Below are 15,333 nucleotides of genomic sequence, written 5' to 3'. Positions count from 1 at the left end.
CCGATGCCGCGGCAAGCCCGTATTGTCTCGCCGGAACGGAAAAACCCCGCTCGGAGGGGAGCGGGGTTTTTCCTGCCAATAGGTCCACAGGAGGTGGTCTACATGGCGGACATCGTCACCGCGCTTACCTTGGTGGCATCGTCGTCGGCCACTGTGACCGTGACCTTCATGCCAGCGGCCAGATCGGCCGGCAGTGCGACGTCAGCGGGCACGGTGTAGCTCTTGCCATCTTCCATCGTGATGACGCGGGTGTCCTTGTTGAACTCCTTGACGACGCCGTCGGCCGAGGCCGCCCATGCTGCGCCTGCCATGAGTGCCGCGGCTCCAAGAGCCAAAATCAGCTTTCTCATTCTGCTTCTCCTTGGTTGTTCCCTCGCCCTACCAACGACCCAAGTCCGCCATGGTTGCATCAAATCGAGTGGTCGATGGGATAACACCGCCCTTGGCCGGCGGACGCCGGGCGGCGAGGAAGGCAACACTTGCCAGAGATGGCTAGCGCTTCCGACGCCGCGCGTCGGTGCCTTGCCAGCCGCCCAGCATGTCTAAAGCATCGAGTCCGTCAGCTTGTTCGCCGGGATACGTGCGCGACCTGACCGACGAAAAGAGTGCAATCGCGCCAAGGAGGACATTGGCTAGAAAGGAACGCTGCCGGACAGCAGGCTCCTTGGCGCAGCCTTCGACGGCCTGCTGTAACTGAATCGCGTCACCTTGCATGAGTTTGCGCCCTTCTGGTGCTGAAATCGGGGACTTCTGCAAAGGGCGCCGGCCCAAGCCGGAACAACCGGCCTGGGCCTATGGCCCGCTCCATCGGGCATTCTGACGCCCCCCGGCGACAATGCCCGATCGTGCGAGCGGACGATCTCGCGACGTGGCCACAGTGTAAATGCAATGGGAGCGGAACGTCCGGAACACTACGGAATTTCCCGGAAGTTCCTGAGGTGGCTTGCTTTCGGTGGCAAAGAAGAAAATATGTCGAACTGGAGCGCTGGGGGAGAATTAATGGAATGAATATTGACCGGAAGCTGCGCCTGACTGCGGCTTTTGTTGGCGCAGCGACGCGGAAGGATTTGGCTGCGGCTTTCAGGCGGGTGAATCCGACGACCGCATTCGATGTCGATCGGGCCGACAAATGGCTCCAGGGCCGGTCAACGCCGCGACAGTTCAGCGTCTACGAAGACTGGATCAAGATGCTCGAACTTCCCAAGCAGGCCGACTGGATCGTCGACTGCGACCTGGACAGCTTCGTCGGCCAGATATGCGAACACCATGGCAGGGATCGCCAGCAACTCGAGCGGAGAGCGATGGCTTTCGGCAAGCCCCAGCAGCCGGGGCAGGACGACAGGGGGGCCACGATCGTCGGCCGCTATGCCTGCTATTCGCACAGCTGGTCGCCATATTTTCGCGGCCAGTTCATCCGTGGGACGCTGGTGATCGAACAGGAGCACGGGCCGCAGCGGCTGACCGCGACCTATATAGAACATCTGCCGACGATGCGGCTGCAGCTCAAGGGTCATGTGACCGTCACGCGGCGCAGCGTCTATATCCATGTCGGCGGACCAAGCGACGATACCCATTTCTTCTTCGCGCTGTTTCCGTTCTCGCCGCCGGGAAGCGTGCTTGGCGGATACCTTGCCGGCACGACCGTGCTCGGGCCGGAGTCCCAGCCCTCGGCCACGCGTGTCGTCCTGGTGCGGCTGAAGCAGGCGGATATGCAGTCGAATGCGGGCGACGGCTATCTCGATCCGGCCCTGACGATCCCGCAGGATCTGGCGAGGTTCGACATCGATCTCGCCCAGCCTGACGTCGCCGACCTGCAACTGCGCAGGTTTCTGACGCGTGCCAGCGATGCTGGCGCCGACCAGATCGCCACCGATGATTTCCAGCCCCTCGTCGAGATGTTCGACCGTGAATGGCTCGGCCGCTGAGGCCGGCAGATGAACCATGGCTTAACCTTAATGCGGCCTTAACCTTCGCCCCGATAGTCTGACAGCCGAATCTGCCCGAGACGCGTCCGCGCCCGGGCCAAGGCATTATTGGACGGGGACGAGGCATGCGTTCTGGGGTTTCCTCACCGCTCGCGCTGACTGAAACGGGGCACGGCATCCAGGCATTCGCGCGACGGCAGGCAGGCCGCGCGGCGGGCTTGGGCCTGTTTGCCTTCGTCGCCTTTGGGCTGGCGGCGCTCGGCACCTGGAACGTCGCCGATCCGAGCTTCAGCCATGCCACCGACAATCCGGTGACCAACGCCATGGGTTATCCCGGCGCGGTATTTGCCGACCTCGCCATGCAGTTCTTCGGCCTGGCCTCGGTCGCAGCCCTGATGCCGGCGGTGATCTGGGGCGTGCTGTTTGCCACCGCACGCGGCGTCGACCGCATGCCCAAGCGCGGCGTTGCCTGGTTTGGCTCTGCCCTGCTGGCGGCGGCAATCACAGGCTGCGTCGGCGCCCCGCCGACTTGGCCGCTGCCGACCGGCCTCGGCGGCGTGTTCGGCGACATGGTGCTCAAGGTGCCGGGGCTGTTCATCGGCGGCTATCCGACCGGTCTGATCGCCACCGTCATCGGCGTGCTGCTGATCGCGCCGGCGATCTGGCTGTTTGCCTTCGGGGCTGGCTTGCTCAACCGCGAGAACGGCTTTGCCGTCGTCAACCCGAAGCCCAAGCCCGACATGCGCGAGCAGGATTTCGCCAGCTTCGACGACGAGGACGAAGACGACAACGAGGGTGTGCTGGCGCTTGGCGCGATCACCCACTGGTGGCTGTCGGCCAAGGCCTATATGCGCCGCCGCGCCGCCAAGCGCCGCGAGCAGGAAGGCTACGACATGCCGCCGGTGAAGCGCGAGAGCGCCTGGCGGCAGGCGGCCGAGCGCGTCGAATCGGCCGAACGTGCCGAAGCCCGCGTTACCGCAGGTGGCCGCGCGCGCGTCGAGCCGGAGTTCTTTGCCCAGATGGTGTCGCAGGACCGCCAGGTCTCGGTCGCCCCGGACGACCAGGACGTGTTCGGCGACGACGACGATTTCGACATGCCCTCGCTCGACGGTCGCGCGCAGGTACAGAATTTCCGCTCGCCCGCCTCGGCAGGTCCCGCCTCGGCACGTGTCGCGGCGCCCGCACCGCGGCCTGCTCCCGGCGCTCGCGTGCAGCGCGAAGCGCAAACGACGCTGATCGGTGCCGACACTTTCGAGATGCCGTCGCTGCATTTCCTGTCGGAGCCCAAGAATGTGGCGCGCGACGCCAGCCTGTCCAAGGACGCGCTGGAACAGAATGCGCGCCTGCTCGAAGGCGTGCTCGAGGACTTCGGCGTCAAGGGCGAGATCATCCATGTCCGCCCGGGTCCTGTCGTCACGCTCTATGAGCTTGAGCCGGCGCCGGGCATCAAGTCGTCCCGCGTCATCGGCCTTGCCGACGACATCGCGCGCTCGATGAGCGCAATCGCCGCCCGTGTCGCGGTGGTGCCGGGGCGCAACGCCATCGGCATCGAACTGCCCAATGCCAAGCGCGAGACGGTCTATCTCAGGGAGATCATGGCGAGCCGCGACTTCGAGACGACCAAGGCGAAGCTCGCGCTGGCGCTCGGCAAGTCGATCAATGGCGAGGCGGTCATCGTCGACATCGCCAAGATGCCGCACGTGCTCGTTGCCGGCACCACCGGCTCGGGCAAGTCGGTGGCGATCAATACGATGATCCTGTCCTTGCTCTACCGCATGACGCCGCAGGAATGCCGGCTGATCATGATCGATCCGAAGATGCTCGAACTGTCGGTCTATGACGGCATTCCGCACCTTCTGACGCCAGTCGTCACCGACCCGAAGAAGGCTGTGGTGGCGCTGAAATGGACGGTGCGGGAGATGGAGGACCGCTACCGCAAGATGTCCAAGGTCGGCGTGCGCAACATCGACGGTTTCAACGCCCGCGTCAGCCAGGCCGAGAAGAAGGGCGAGAAGATCTCGCGCACCGTGCAGACCGGCTTCGACCGCCAAACCGGCGAGGCGATCTACGAGACCGAGGACCTCAACCTGGAGCCGATGCCCTACATCGTCGTGATCATCGACGAAATGGCCGACCTGATGATGGTCGCCGGCAAGGACATCGAAGGTGCCGTTCAGCGCCTGGCGCAGATGGCGCGCGCGGCCGGCATCCACGTCATCATGGCGACGCAGCGTCCCTCGGTCGACGTCATCACCGGCACGATCAAGGCCAATTTCCCGACCCGCATCTCGTTCCAGGTGACGTCGAAGATCGACAGCCGCACGATCCTGGGCGAACAGGGCGCCGAGCAGCTGCTGGGCATGGGCGACATGCTCTACATGGCCGGCGGCGGCCGCATCCAGCGCGTCCATGGCCCGTTCGTTGCCGACGACGAGGTCGAGAAGGTAGTCGCCCACCTCAAGCTGCAGGGCGTGCCGGAGTATCTCGACGCGATCACCGAGGACGATGGCGAGGACGACGACGATGCGCCCAAGGGCGGCGGCGGTGGCGGCGGCAATTTCGAGGATTCGGACGACCCGTACGACCAGGCTGTCGCCGTGGTGCTGCGCGACGGCAAGGCCTCGACGAGCTACATCCAGCGCCGTCTCGGCATCGGCTACAACCGTGCTGCCTCGATCATCGAGAAGATGGAACAGGAGGGTATCGTCGGGCCTGCCAATCATGCCGGCAAGCGCGAGATTCTGGTGCCGACCGAAGACGACAAGATGTAGGATCAGGGGAACCTGCGATCACGTTTTCGCGTTCTTGGGCGCATGGCGTGAACCATGTCAAACTTCAGCCCTACTAAGTGCCGATAGAACCGTCGAACTGGATTGAGAGAGTAACCGGCATGAACGACGACATCCGCACCCCGACCCGCCGACGCCTGCTCGGCTTCGCGGCGGCCATCGCGCTGACCGCGACGCCGCTGATCGCATGGCAGAACCCGGCCCAGGCCTCCGAGGCGGCGCAACGTATCGCCGACCATTTCTCCAGCGTGCGCTCGATGTCGGGCGAGTTCGTGCAATTCGGTCCGCGCGGCGAGCAGACAGGCGGCAAGTTCTTCCTGCAGCGCCCGGGCAAGATCCGCTTCAACTATGAGGCGCCGTCCAATTTCAAGGTCATCTCCGACGGCAAGTCGGTGGTCATCCTGAACTCCAAGATGCGGACCTCCGATCTTTATCCGCTGTCGAAGACGCCGCTGAAGCTGCTGCTCGACGAGCGCATCGATCTCACCGGCAACAAGGTCAAGAGCGTCACCGAAGAGGACGACCTGACCACCATCAAGCTTTCCGACAAGCAGGTGTTCGGCAATTCGACCATCACCATGATGTTCGACCCCAAGACCTATGAGCTTAGGCAGTGGACGATCACCGATGCGCAGGGCAAGGACACCACCGTGATGGTGTTCAACGTCAAGCAGGGCGGCTCCTTCGCCGCCGATACGTTCAAGATCGACTACAAGCTCAACCGCGAGCTTAACACGCAAAAAAAGAGCGACTGAGAGGCTGCTTGCAAACTCTACCCTGCCGGTCATCTGACGCGGCTTTCTGCGCTTCCGGTGCTCACGCACTTTAGTACGCTCCGCTCCGGTTCTCGAAACCCCCGCCATATGTCTCGGCAGGGCGAGTGATCAATCAGCCTCTTGGGGTAAGTCTGCCCGCCTTAGCTGTGGACAGCGCTGCGGCCGGCGCTGCATCCGTCTTCGCGCCTTGTCATCGCTGGCCTGTACTGGCAGGTTCCGCCGCAAATTCTTGCCGGAACCAGCCATGCCCTTTTCCCTTGCGACCTGGAACATCAACTCCGTGCGCCTGCGCATGCCGCTGGTCGAGCGGCTGCTGAACGAATACGCGCCAGACGTGCTGTGCCTGCAGGAGACCAAGTGCCCGGACGACCAGTTTCCTTCGGCGGCGTTCCGCAAGCTCGGCTACGAGCACATCGCGATCCACGGCCAGAAGGGCTATCACGGCGTGGCGACCGTGGCGCGGCGGCCGCTGGAGATCGTCGAGAAGCGCCGCTTCTGCGAGATCGACGACAGCCGGCACCTGTCGGTGCGGTTCGACGCCGGTGGTAAGAAGGTGACGCTGCATAACTTCTACGTTCCCGCCGGCGGCGACGAACCCGATCCCGAGATCAACCCGAAGTTCCGACACAAGCTTGGCTTCGTTGCCGAGATGAATGCCATCCGGGCGGCTCACGACGAGACGTCGGCCTCGGTGCTCGTCGGCGACCTCAACATTGCGCCGCTGGAGCACGATGTCTGGTCGCACAAGCAGTTGCTCAACGTGGTCAGCCACACGCCGGTCGAGACCGAGAATTTCGAGGCGATGCGCAAGGCTGGCGGCTGGGTCGACCTGATGCGGCTCAACGTGCCGGACGAGCAGAAGATCTACACATGGTGGAGCTACCGGGCGAAGGACTGGGAGATCTCCAACCGCGGCCGCCGGCTCGACCATGTCTGGTCGTCGGCCAATCTGGCGCCGCAGCTGACCGGCATCGAGATCCTGAGCGCTGCGCGCGGCTGGGACCGACCGTCGGACCATGTGCCGGTCATTGCTCGGTTTGACCTGGACTGAGATTCGGTGAAACCGCGTGCGGTTGCGGGCAGGCCAGCTTCGTCGGTTTGCCCCCGAGCGAGTGAAACGAGCTGAGAGCGTCGGGAATCCATGCCGCAATGCTGACAAGTCAGGGGCGGGAGGAGGCCGGCGGGGCCGGACGAGGTCGAAACCGACGCACAAGCTGTTCCTTGATCCAACCGACGGCAGCCTACTTGCCGAAGCGGGGCGCCATGTCCTCGATCCGCGCGAGCATGTCCTGGAGGTCCTCGAGGATGTGCTGGTGCAGGTCGGCGGCGGCCTCGGGGTATTCCTCGAGAATGCGGTGGAACATTTTCCGGTTGAGCCGGATGATTTCCGAATCGGTCGCAGCAGCGGCACTTGTCAGCCGCCTGGTGTCGGCGATGAGGGCCAGTTCGCCGAGCATCGAACCCGGACCCGCGGTGCCGAGTTCGAGGCGAACGCCATCGACCTCGCGATAGAGCGCGATGCGGCCCGAGATGACGACATAGGCCGAATCAGCCTCGTCGTCCTCGCGATAGAGCTTGCGATCGGCCGGGAGATGCACATTCTCCGCGCCGAAGGCCAGCAAACGCAGCTGTTCTTGGGTGAAGCCCTCAAACAGCCTCACGCCGGACAGGATGCGGATGTCGTCATCCAGCGCCATTATGTCCCCGACTTCTCAGACCGGCTCCTTCTCCCTGTCGTTGACCGGCGGCCCCACACCGCCGAAAAACCGGTCAGGGAACCAGCTTGTATCCGCCGCTTTCTGTCACAAGAATTTCCGCATTGGAAGGATCGCGCTCGATCTTCTGCCGCAGCCGGTAGACATGTGTTTCCAGCGTATGTGTCGTCACACCCGAATTATAGCCCCAAACCTCTTCGAGAAGCACGTCGCGGGTAACGACCTTCTGGTCTGCGCGGTAGAGATACTTGATGATCGAGGCCTCTTTTTCGGTGAGCCTGACCTTGCCGCCGCGTGCATCGAGGAGCAGCTTCTGGCTCGGCTTGAAAGTGTAGGGGCCGACGGAGAAGGTAGCATCCTCGCTCTGCTCGTGCTGGCGCAACTGGGCGCGGATGCGGGCGAGCAGGACGGCGAAGCGGAACGGCTTGGTGACGTAGTCGTTGGCGCCGGCCTCGAGGCCGAGAATGGTGTCCGAATCAGTGTCGTGGCCGGTCAGCATGATGATGGGCGCCTTGTAGCCACCCTTGCGCAATATCTTCACCGCCTCGCGGCCATCCATGTCGGGCAGGCCGACGTCCATGATGAGCAGGTCGATGAGGCCGGCGCGGGCGACATTGACGCCCTTGGCCGCCGTCGCTTCCTCAAGGACTTCGAACTCCTCATAAAGCGCGAGTTGCTCGACCAGCGTGCTGCGCAGATCGTCGTCATCGTCGACGATCAGGATGGTACGTGAGGTCATGAATCAATCCGTTGTTTTAAAATCAAAATTCTGTTGACCGCGGCAATTGGATGAAGAAGCTGAACGGCACAACTGTCAACGCGGTGATTTGGTTCCGCGTGCGATCATACAAGAAAAATCAAAGGCGTAATTGGGGCGGGCGGGTTTTTGCGAAAATGCATTTCCACCATCGTCGTGCGGGCCAAGCCCGGCGACCGGACCAAGGGGCTTCTGCAGGTTGGCGGGACCGTGTTTCCCTGCGCGCTGGGGCGTGGCGGGATCACCGCGAACAAACGCGAGGGCGATGGCGGCACGCCGCTCGGGCCGATGCGGCTATTGTCGGGCTATTTCAGGCGTGATCATTTCGCAGCCGGGCAGACAGGGCTGGCGATGAGCGCGATCGCGCTTGACCTCGGCTGGTGCGAAGTGCCCGACGACCGCAATTACAACAGGCCGGTGAAGATTCCCTACGGCGCCAGCCATGAGCGGATGAAGCGCGACGACCGGCTCTATGACGCCTGCATCGTGCTCGACTGGAACATCAGGCCGCGCCGGCGCGGCCGCGGCAGCGCCATATTCTTCCATCTGGCGCGGCCGGGTTTCACCCCGACGCAAGGCTGCGTGGCGGTGACGGCACAGGTTATGGCGCGGCTGTTGCCGCACCTGTCGAGCCGTACGATCATGAAAGTGGTGCGCTAGCGCCGCCAAGTGGCCCTGTAAAGAAAGCGACCCGAAGATCGGGAGACATGATCTTCGGGCCGAGTGTGCTCCCAGAGTGAGTGGGAGAAGGCTTCAACGATGGGGCTGGCGGCGCGGCTGCTGCCAACCGATGTCGAGCAGGCCGAGGCGGCCAAGATCGGCGTCGACAGCCTTGGCGATGTCCTTGCTGGCAATGCCGGTGTCGCGGCGATAATGCTCAGTCAGGCAGCCGAAATCCTCGGCGGGCAGGTTGAGGGCTGCCTTCATCTGGCGAAACCAATCGAAAACCGGCTGCAGCCGTGCCGGCTGGACAAAGGTGGCTTTCAGGACATCGGTAGACATGGTCGGTTCCGTTTCGTCCGGACATCAAATCCGGTTTGACATTGATTGAACTGGGCTCATGATGCTGCTTTGAAAGACAAAAGAGAAACGAGTAGTTCTTTCTCGATCATCAAACCGAATTTGAAGATCTGGTGATGCGCTTCGTACCCGGGACACGTGCTTTGCGGACGCTGGAGGCTGCCGGCCGGCACCTGAATTTCACCCGTGCGGCCGACGAGCTCGGCCTGACGCCGGCCGCCGTCAGCCACCAGATCAAGGAAATCGAGGATCAGCTCGGCGTGGTGCTGTTCACGCGTACCAGCCGCAGCATCCGGCTGACCGAGGCGGGAGCAGCACTTTGCGACGCCTCAGCCGATGCGCTCGACACGCTCAACCGCGCCGTTTCCAGGGCGCGCAAGCTGACGCGCGGGACGGCGCTGCTGAAGGTGACGCTCGACGCGCAGTTCGCCTCGAAATGGCTGATGCGGCGCGTCGACGGCTTCCGCAAGCTGCACCCCGACATCGAGCTGCGCTTCGACATCAGCTACGACGTGCGCGACTTCGACCTTGACGACGTCGATGTCGGCATTCGTTTCGGCACGGGCAAATATCCGGGGCTTGTCGCCGACCGGTTGTTCGACAACATGATCATTCCGGTGTGCAGCCCGGCACTGCTGGCGTCCGGCCCGCCGCTGCGCGTGCCACGCGACCTGTTCAACCACACGCTCGTGCATATCGAATGGTCGCAGCAGGGCGTGACCTGGCCGAACTGGCGGATGTGGATGGCGGCGGCCGGCGTCGACGATTTCGACGACAGCCGCTCGATCGTGTTCACCACCTCATCCGACGCCGTGCAGGCGGCGATCGATGGCAGCGTGGTGGCGCTGGCCGATTTCGCCATGGTCGCCAACGATCTGTCCGAGGGGCGGCTTGTCCGGCCGTTTGACCTCGGCATCCGGGTGTCGCGCGAGTTCGCCTATTTCCTGGTCTATCCCAAGGGGGTTGCCGACGATCCGCGTATCGCGGCGTTCCGGCAATGGATTCTGGATGAGGCCGAGAAGACGCAGACCTGACAGGCGTCAGGCAAAGCGCCAGACGGTGGTGCGCTTGACCTCGGCGTCTTCGAGCGCGCGGGTAACGGGCACCTCGTAGGAGGCCAGTTTTTCGAGCCGCTCGCTGGGCAGGTAGGAGCGGCCGGGATCGCCAACGAGAATCTCCGCACCGCGTGCCCTGAGCGCTTCGAACCAGGGCACCAACCGGTCGGCGAAGGGCTTTTCGTAGAAGACGTCGCCGGCAAGCACCACGTCCCAGCCGTCGTCGCTGCCGACGAGGTCCGAGCCGGCAAAGCCAACGGTCACATTGTTGACTGCAGCGTTGAGCCGGATGGCCGCTTCGCAGAACGGATCGATGTCGGCGCCGACGACGGCAACAGCGCCCGCCTGGATGGCGGCGATGGCGACGAGGCCGGAGCCGGAAGCGAAGTCCAGGATGCGCTTGCCGTGCACGGTCTCCGGGTGATCGAGCACATAACGCGCCAGACCCTGGCCACCGGCCCAGGCAAAGGCCCAGAAGGGTGGCGGCAGGCCGATCTCGGCCAGTTGTTCCTCGGTGCGGTGCCAGAGATCATGCGCCTCGTCGGCAAGGTAAAGCGCGATCTCGGGCACATGCGGCGGCCGCATCAGTGCCGTGTTGGCACGGATGAAGTTTTCCGCGCTTTCGGGCGTGAGCTGTGTCACGGAGCCTGTCGTCACGGCGCCTTGTCGAGCCCGGCCATGCGGCACACTTCCTGCCATTCGTCCGGGGTGACGGGCTGGACCGAAAGGCGCATCGAGGTGACCAGCGCCATCTTTTCGAGCGCCGGATTGGCCTTCACGTCGGCCAGGGTGACAGGCTTGGGGATTTCGCTGTGGTAGCGGATGTCGACGCATTCCCAGCGCGGGTCGTCGGTGGTGGTGTCGTGATGCGCCAGCGCGCAGACCTCGGCGATGCCGACAACCTCGAGGCCTTCATTGGAATGGTAGAAGAAGCCGAGGTCGCCGATCTGCATGGCGCGCATGTTGTTGCGGGCGAGATAGTTGCGCACGCCGTCCCACTGCGTGCCCTTCTTGCCGGCCGCCTTCAGCATCTCAAAGGAGAATTTGAAAGGCTCGGATTTGAACAGCCAGTATTTCTTGTCGCTCATGTCGTCCCCTCGATATCCGATCAGGCGCTCGCCGGGTTGTTGAAGACCCAGTTCCAAGGGCGGACCTGGACGCTTTCGAACAGGCCGCCTTTGGCATAGGGGTCGGCTGCGGCAATTGCCTGGGCAGCGGCGTTGTCAGCCGCTTCGATGACCACAAGGCTGCCGTCGGGCTTGCCTTCGCCGTCGAGGAACGGGCCGGCGAACTTCAGCGCACCCTTGGCGTTAAGGTCGTTGAGGAAGGCGACGTGTTCGGGGCGGGTGTCGAGGCGGACCTGAAGATGGCCCGGCTTGTCCTTGCAGATCAGTGCGAAAAGCATGTTGTCCCTCTCGATGGAAATCAGTCGGCTTCGGCGCGCAGCGGCCGCGTCATCAGGCCGGCAACCGCCTCGTTGATGGTGATGGCCTTGTCGAGCAAGGCGGCAACCGCCTCGACGATCGGCGCTTCGATGCCGCGCTCGCGGGTCAGCCGCGCGGCGATGTAGGAGGTGGCGACGCCCTCGGCCAGCGGCCGGCCGGACAACTCCTCGCCTTTGCCGAGCGCCACGCCATAGGCGAAGTTGCGCGACTGCGCGGAAGAACAGGTCAGCATCAGGTCGCCGAGACCGGACAGGCCCATCAGCGTTTCGGGCCGGGCGCCGAAGGCAGCACCGATGCGGCGCAGCTCGACGAAGCCGCGGGTGACCAACGCAGCCTGCGCCGACGCACCGAGGCCAGCACCGGTGACGGCACCGGCGGCGATGGCAAAGACATTCTTGAGCGCGCCGCCGAGCTCGACGCCGATGAGGTCGTCGGTCGAATAGCAGCGCAGATTGGCAGCGGAAAAACGCAAAGCGAGGGCTGCGGCGCGCTCGTCGTCTTCGGCGGCAACAACAACGGCGGTCGGCAGGCCACGCGCCACATCGGTGGCGAAGCTTGGGCCGGAAAGGGCGGCCACCGGATTTTCGGGCAGGAGTTCCCTGGCGATGGCAGACAGGAGCGTGCCGGTGTCGCGCTCGATGCCCTTGGCGCAGAGCACCAGCGGGACATGGGAGGCGACATGCGGCTTGACCTCGCCAAGTACGCTGCGCAGTGCTTGGGCCGGGGTGACGACCAGAACGCAGTCGGCGCCGGTCAGCGCTTTCGCGAGGTCGGATGTCGCGGCGATGCCGGTCTCGAAGGTGATGCCGGGGAGGTAGCGCGGGTTCTGGCCCTTGGCGATGGCCTCGACGCTGTCGGCGTCGCGGGCCCAGAGCGTGACTGAATGGCCGGCGCGCAGCATGGCCAGTGCCAGCGCCGTGCCCCAGGCGCCGCCGCCCAGAACCGTGACCTTGTATGCGCTCATGCCTTGGCTCCCCGCCTGCCGGAGCCGACGACCGGTGCTGAGACGCTGTCCAGCGGCCAGCGCGAGCGCGGCACGAAATCGAATGCGTCAGGCTCGGTCAGCCCGGCGCGCAGCCGCTCGATGCCGGCCCAGGCGATCATCGCGGCATTGTCTGTGCAGAGCCACATGGGCGGTGCGATGAAGCTGAAGCCATTCTCGGCGCACAGCGCTTCGAGGCATGTACGGATCTGCTTGTTGGCGGCGACACCGCCAGCGACGACCAGCGCCGGCGTGGCGACATGCGAGTACTCGGCGCGGAAGCGGGCCAGCGCGCGCTTGACGCGGTCGCCCAGCGTGTCGGTGACGGCGGCCTGGAAGGAGGCGCAGATGTCTGCGACATCCTGGTCGCTCAACGGTGCAACTGAAGTTGCTGCCTGGCGCACCGAGGTCTTGAGGCCGGAGAAGGAGAAATCGGGCTGCGCCGATCCCTTCATCGGACGCGGGAAGACGAAGCGGGTGGCGTCGCCAGACTGCGCCGCCTTCTCGACATTGGGGCCGCCGGGATAGGGCAGGGCCAGCATCTTGGCGGTCTTGTCGAAGGCTTCGCCGAGCGCGTCGTCGATGGTTGTGGCCCAGCGCTGGTAGTCGCCGACGCCGCGCACCAGCACGATCTGGGTGTGGCCGCCGGAGACGAGGAGCAGAAGGTATGGGAATTCGAGCCCGTCGGTCAGCCGCGCGGTGAGCGCGTGGCCTTCGAGGTGGTTGATGGCGAGCAGCGGCTTGCTTGAGGCGGCGGCGATCGCCTTGGCGGTCATCAGCCCGACGATCAGTCCGCCGACAAGGCCGGGTCCGGCGGTGGCGGCGACTGCGTCGATATCGGCCAGCGACAGGCCCGAATCCTCAAGTGCTGCCTCGACGATACCGTCGAGCGCCTCGACATGGGCGCGTGCGGCGATTTCGGGTACGACGCCGCCAAAGGCCGCGTGTTCCTCGATCTGGCTGAAGACCGCGCTCGACAGGATCACCGGCTTCTTGCCTGCCTCGAGCGCAACGACGCTGGCTGCGGTTTCGTCGCAGCTTGTCTCGATGCCCAGAACGCGGATCAATTGGTCGCTACCCTGCATGATTGCCCGGTGGTAATTTCCTAGATAGGAGGTACGGGACCGCCCCGCCAGCGCGGGGTTATCACGGACCAAGCGCTATGCAAACTAGAGCCTTGAGAATCGGAACCCGCGGCAGCCTGCTAGCGCTTGCGCAAGCGCATGAGACGCGCGCGCGCCTGATGGCGGCGCATGGCTTGCCGGAAGAGGCGTTCGAGATCGTGGTGATCGCCACCAGCGGCGACCGCATCCAGGACCGGCCTTTGGCGCTGGCCGGCGGCAAGGGCCTGTTCACCAAGGAACTCGAAGAGGCGATGTACGCCGACGAGATCGATTTCGCCGTGCATTCGTCAAAGGACATGCCGACGCAGCTGCCTGACGGGCTGGAACTTTCCGCGTTCCTGCCGCGCGAGGACCCGCGCGACGCCTTCATCGGACGGGCGGCGCCCAGGATCGCGGAGCTGCCGGAGGGTGCCATCGTGGGCTCGTCGTCGCTGAGGCGGCAGGCGCTGATCCGGCGCATGCGCCCCGACCTCGACGTGGTGATGTTCCGCGGCAATGTGCAGACTCGCCTGCGAAAGCTCGACGAGGGCGTGGCCCAGGGCACCATCCTCGCCAATGCCGGCCTGCGCCGGCTCGGCCTTGCGGACATCATCACCGACCTGATGCCGCTGGACGTGTTTCCGCCGGCGCCGGGGCAAGGTGCTATCTGCATCGAAAGCCGCATCGGCGACAGTCGCGTGCGCGACATGCTTGCGGCGATCGACCACAAGCCGACCGGACAAGCGCTGGCCTGCGAACGGGCGTTTCTTGCGGCGCTCGACGGTTCGTGCCGGACGCCGATTGCCGGATACGCTATGATCGACGGTGACAGGCTGTCGTTTGAAGGTTTGATCCTGACACCGGACGGTACCTTGTCGCACGAAGCCAAGGCCGAGGGCCGGGCGGCAGACGCTGCTGAAATCGGCCGCAAGGCCGGCGAAGACGTCAGGGCACGAGCCGGCGAAAAGTTCTTCGAGGGGTGGAGCTAGATGGCACGCCGTGTGCTGGTGACGAGGCCGGATCCCGGCGCCACCCGCACCGCGCGGCGCCTTGAAGCGCTCGGCTTCGAACCAGTCCTGCTGCCGCTTTCCGAAACCCAGCCGCTGCCGGTGACGCGCGAAAGCGTGCCGACCAACGCCACCGCGGTTGCCGTGACGAGTGCCAATGCGCTCCGCCATGCCCCGAGCGGGCTGGTCGAGCGGCTCAGCCACCTGCCTTGCCACGCGGTCGGTTCACGGACCGCAGAGGGCGCGCGCAAGGCGGGATTTTCCTCCGTCAATGAAGGGCCGGGCGATGCGGCAGGCCTCGCCGACATGATCGCCATCGAGCTGGGCAAGGCAACGCTGGCTTATCTCTGCGGACGCGTGCGGATGCCGGATTTCGAGCGGCGCCTCGGCGCAAACGGCATCAAGGTCGTGCCTATCGAAACCTACGACACGATAGCTCTTTCACCGCCGCCTTCGTTCGTGCGCCAGCAACTCGGCGGCCAGCCGGTCGACGCGGTGCTGATCTATTCGGCCCGGGCGGCAGCCGCATTCGGTACGCTGATGGAAATGCAGGCCGAGGCGGATTACCTGATACGGGGTGCGACGTGTTTCTGCCTGTCGGGGCGTATTGCGTCGGCGCTGGGCGACGGCTTCAACGTCGAGGTCGCGCCCGATCCCAACGAGGATGCGTTGCTCGATCTTCTTGGCTTGCCGGACTGACGTTGCGTTGAACGTGCCATCACGCGGCCTTTTTTCGCTGGACGGTGGGTGTTACTGATT

Annotated in this window: 18 protein-coding genes; 8 read left to right on the top strand and 10 right to left on the bottom strand. The window is 64.5% G+C overall.

Annotation, left to right across the window (positions count from 1 at the left end):
- Positions 1 to 98: 98 nt before the first annotated feature.
- Together WHT83_RS03285 and WHT83_RS03280 are read right to left on the bottom strand one after the other, a co-directional pair.
- Positions 99 to 350 carry a DUF1344 domain-containing protein gene (locus tag WHT83_RS03285; protein ID WP_108606315.1) on the bottom strand — a complete coding sequence of 84 codons (252 nt, stop codon included), beginning with the start codon at positions 348 to 350 and terminating at the stop codon, positions 99 to 101.
- Between the two features lie 142 nt (positions 351 to 492).
- Positions 493 to 714: a hypothetical protein gene (locus WHT83_RS03280; protein ID WP_406872959.1), complete on the bottom strand. Its 222-nt coding sequence runs from the start codon at positions 712 to 714 to the stop codon at positions 493 to 495.
- A 290-nt stretch (positions 715 to 1,004) separates the two neighbouring features.
- Here WHT83_RS03280 and WHT83_RS03275 point away from each other — a divergent pair, with 290 nt between their 5' ends.
- The 4 genes from WHT83_RS03275 (at position 1,005) to WHT83_RS03260 (ending at position 6,541) form a co-directional block, all read left to right on the top strand.
- Positions 1,005 to 1,925, top strand: coding sequence for a hypothetical protein (locus WHT83_RS03275; RefSeq protein WP_406872958.1), 921 nt, complete (start codon positions 1,005 to 1,007; stop codon positions 1,923 to 1,925).
- A 125-nt stretch (positions 1,926 to 2,050) separates the two neighbouring features.
- The gene (locus WHT83_RS03270; RefSeq protein WP_406872957.1) at positions 2,051 to 4,696 is read left to right on the top strand and encodes a DNA translocase FtsK; all 2,646 of its coding nucleotides are present in this window, start codon (positions 2,051 to 2,053) and stop codon (positions 4,694 to 4,696) included.
- Between the two features lie 119 nt (positions 4,697 to 4,815).
- The gene (locus WHT83_RS03265; protein ID WP_406872956.1) at positions 4,816 to 5,469 is read left to right on the top strand and encodes an outer membrane lipoprotein carrier protein LolA; all 654 of its coding nucleotides are present in this window, start codon (positions 4,816 to 4,818) and stop codon (positions 5,467 to 5,469) included.
- Between the two features lie 265 nt (positions 5,470 to 5,734).
- A complete protein-coding gene (locus WHT83_RS03260; protein WP_183263455.1) occupies positions 5,735 to 6,541 on the top strand; it encodes an exodeoxyribonuclease III in 807 nt (268 codons plus the stop codon).
- A gap of 190 nt (positions 6,542 to 6,731) precedes the next feature.
- Here WHT83_RS03260 and WHT83_RS03255 read toward each other — a convergent pair whose 3' ends face one another.
- Both WHT83_RS03255 and WHT83_RS03250 read right to left on the bottom strand, forming a co-directional pair.
- Positions 6,732 to 7,187, bottom strand: a complete 456-nt coding sequence (locus WHT83_RS03255; RefSeq protein ID WP_318763326.1) for a Crp/Fnr family transcriptional regulator — start codon at positions 7,185 to 7,187, stop codon at positions 6,732 to 6,734.
- 73 nt (positions 7,188 to 7,260) lie between these two features.
- Positions 7,261 to 7,944 carry a response regulator transcription factor gene (locus WHT83_RS03250; RefSeq protein ID WP_108606322.1) on the bottom strand — a complete coding sequence of 228 codons (684 nt, stop codon included), beginning with the start codon at positions 7,942 to 7,944 and terminating at the stop codon, positions 7,261 to 7,263.
- 174 nt (positions 7,945 to 8,118) lie between these two features.
- On the opposite strand from WHT83_RS03250, the gene WHT83_RS03245 reads away from it, so the two are divergent.
- Positions 8,119 to 8,622 carry a L,D-transpeptidase gene (locus WHT83_RS03245; RefSeq protein ID WP_406873917.1) on the top strand — a complete coding sequence of 168 codons (504 nt, stop codon included), beginning with the start codon at positions 8,119 to 8,121 and terminating at the stop codon, positions 8,620 to 8,622.
- A gap of 93 nt (positions 8,623 to 8,715) precedes the next feature.
- On the opposite strand, the gene WHT83_RS03240 is transcribed toward WHT83_RS03245, so the two are convergent.
- The gene (locus tag WHT83_RS03240) at positions 8,716 to 8,964 is read right to left on the bottom strand and encodes a hypothetical protein (protein WP_108606323.1); all 249 of its coding nucleotides are present in this window, start codon (positions 8,962 to 8,964) and stop codon (positions 8,716 to 8,718) included.
- Between the two features lie 134 nt (positions 8,965 to 9,098).
- On the opposite strand from WHT83_RS03240, the gene gcvA reads away from it, so the two are divergent.
- On the top strand, positions 9,099 to 10,016 hold the full coding sequence (gene gcvA, locus WHT83_RS03235; protein ID WP_108606324.1) for a transcriptional regulator GcvA: 918 nt from the start codon (positions 9,099 to 9,101) through the stop codon (positions 10,014 to 10,016).
- Between the two features lie 6 nt (positions 10,017 to 10,022).
- On the opposite strand, the gene WHT83_RS03230 is transcribed toward gcvA, so the two are convergent.
- Genes WHT83_RS03230 through tsaD form a run of 5 tightly spaced genes read right to left on the bottom strand, consistent with a single transcriptional unit; the run spans position 10,023 to position 13,528 of the window.
- Positions 10,023 to 10,736 (bottom strand): class I SAM-dependent methyltransferase, encoded by a 714-nt coding sequence (locus tag WHT83_RS03230; RefSeq protein ID WP_406872955.1) that lies wholly within the window; start codon positions 10,734 to 10,736, stop codon positions 10,023 to 10,025.
- Positions 10,691 to 11,125, bottom strand: a complete 435-nt coding sequence (locus WHT83_RS03225) for an EVE domain-containing protein (protein ID WP_108606326.1) — start codon at positions 11,123 to 11,125, stop codon at positions 10,691 to 10,693. Before WHT83_RS03225 ends, WHT83_RS03230 begins: the two co-directional genes overlap by 46 nt.
- A gap of 20 nt (positions 11,126 to 11,145) precedes the next feature.
- Complete coding sequence (locus WHT83_RS03220) at positions 11,146 to 11,442, bottom strand: YciI-like protein (protein ID WP_406872954.1); 297 nt, start codon at positions 11,440 to 11,442, stop codon at positions 11,146 to 11,148.
- Positions 11,443 to 11,462: 20 nt separating this feature from the next.
- Entirely contained in the window at positions 11,463 to 12,446 is a 984-nt protein-coding gene (locus tag WHT83_RS03215) for an NAD(P)H-dependent glycerol-3-phosphate dehydrogenase (protein WP_406872953.1), read from the bottom strand.
- A complete protein-coding gene (tsaD, locus tag WHT83_RS03210; RefSeq protein ID WP_406873916.1) occupies positions 12,443 to 13,528 on the bottom strand; it encodes a tRNA (adenosine(37)-N6)-threonylcarbamoyltransferase complex transferase subunit TsaD in 1,086 nt (361 codons plus the stop codon). Before tsaD ends, WHT83_RS03215 begins: the two co-directional genes overlap by 4 nt.
- 98 nt (positions 13,529 to 13,626) lie before the next feature.
- Between tsaD and hemC the strand changes: the two genes are divergently transcribed.
- Both hemC and WHT83_RS03200 read left to right on the top strand, forming a co-directional pair.
- Positions 13,627 to 14,556, top strand: coding sequence for a hydroxymethylbilane synthase (hemC, locus tag WHT83_RS03205; RefSeq protein ID WP_406872952.1), 930 nt, complete (start codon positions 13,627 to 13,629; stop codon positions 14,554 to 14,556).
- Entirely contained in the window at positions 14,557 to 15,273 is a 717-nt protein-coding gene (locus WHT83_RS03200) for a uroporphyrinogen-III synthase (RefSeq protein ID WP_406872951.1), read from the top strand.
- The last annotated feature ends 60 nt before the right edge of the window (positions 15,274 to 15,333 follow it).

This window comes from Aminobacter sp. P9b, assembly GCF_045345995.1.
Taxonomy (GTDB): Bacteria; Pseudomonadota; Alphaproteobacteria; order Rhizobiales; family Rhizobiaceae; genus Aminobacter; species Aminobacter niigataensis.
This window is presented reverse-complemented; position numbering and strand designations above follow the sequence as displayed.

Excerpts from the sequence above, each read along its gene's own strand:
- WHT83_RS03285 (WP_108606315.1), bottom strand. The coding sequence starts at position 350 with ATGAGAAAGCTGATTTTGGCTCTTGGAGCCGCGGCACTCATGGCAGGC.
- WHT83_RS03280 (WP_406872959.1), bottom strand. The coding sequence starts at position 714 with ATGCAAGGTGACGCGATTCAGTTACAGCAGGCCGTCGAAGGCTGCGCC.
- WHT83_RS03275 (WP_406872958.1), top strand. The coding sequence starts at position 1,005 with ATGAATATTGACCGGAAGCTGCGCCTGACTGCGGCTTTTGTTGGCGCA.
- WHT83_RS03270 (WP_406872957.1), top strand. The coding sequence starts at position 2,051 with ATGCGTTCTGGGGTTTCCTCACCGCTCGCGCTGACTGAAACGGGGCAC.
- WHT83_RS03265 (WP_406872956.1), top strand. The coding sequence starts at position 4,816 with ATGAACGACGACATCCGCACCCCGACCCGCCGACGCCTGCTCGGCTTC.
- WHT83_RS03260 (WP_183263455.1), top strand. The coding sequence starts at position 5,735 with ATGCCCTTTTCCCTTGCGACCTGGAACATCAACTCCGTGCGCCTGCGC.
- WHT83_RS03255 (WP_318763326.1), bottom strand. The coding sequence starts at position 7,187 with ATGGCGCTGGATGACGACATCCGCATCCTGTCCGGCGTGAGGCTGTTT.
- WHT83_RS03250 (WP_108606322.1), bottom strand. The coding sequence starts at position 7,944 with ATGACCTCACGTACCATCCTGATCGTCGACGATGACGACGATCTGCGC.
- WHT83_RS03240 (WP_108606323.1), bottom strand. The coding sequence starts at position 8,964 with ATGTCTACCGATGTCCTGAAAGCCACCTTTGTCCAGCCGGCACGGCTG.
- gcvA (WP_108606324.1), top strand. The coding sequence starts at position 9,099 with ATGCGCTTCGTACCCGGGACACGTGCTTTGCGGACGCTGGAGGCTGCC.
- WHT83_RS03230 (WP_406872955.1), bottom strand. The coding sequence starts at position 10,736 with ATGGCAGGAAGTGTGCCGCATGGCCGGGCTCGACAAGGCGCCGTGACG.
- WHT83_RS03225 (WP_108606326.1), bottom strand. The coding sequence starts at position 11,125 with ATGAGCGACAAGAAATACTGGCTGTTCAAATCCGAGCCTTTCAAATTC.
- WHT83_RS03220 (WP_406872954.1), bottom strand. The coding sequence starts at position 11,442 with ATGCTTTTCGCACTGATCTGCAAGGACAAGCCGGGCCATCTTCAGGTC.
- WHT83_RS03215 (WP_406872953.1), bottom strand. The coding sequence starts at position 12,446 with ATGAGCGCATACAAGGTCACGGTTCTGGGCGGCGGCGCCTGGGGCACG.
- hemC (WP_406872952.1), top strand. The coding sequence starts at position 13,627 with ATGCAAACTAGAGCCTTGAGAATCGGAACCCGCGGCAGCCTGCTAGCG.
- WHT83_RS03200 (WP_406872951.1), top strand. The coding sequence starts at position 14,557 with ATGGCACGCCGTGTGCTGGTGACGAGGCCGGATCCCGGCGCCACCCGC.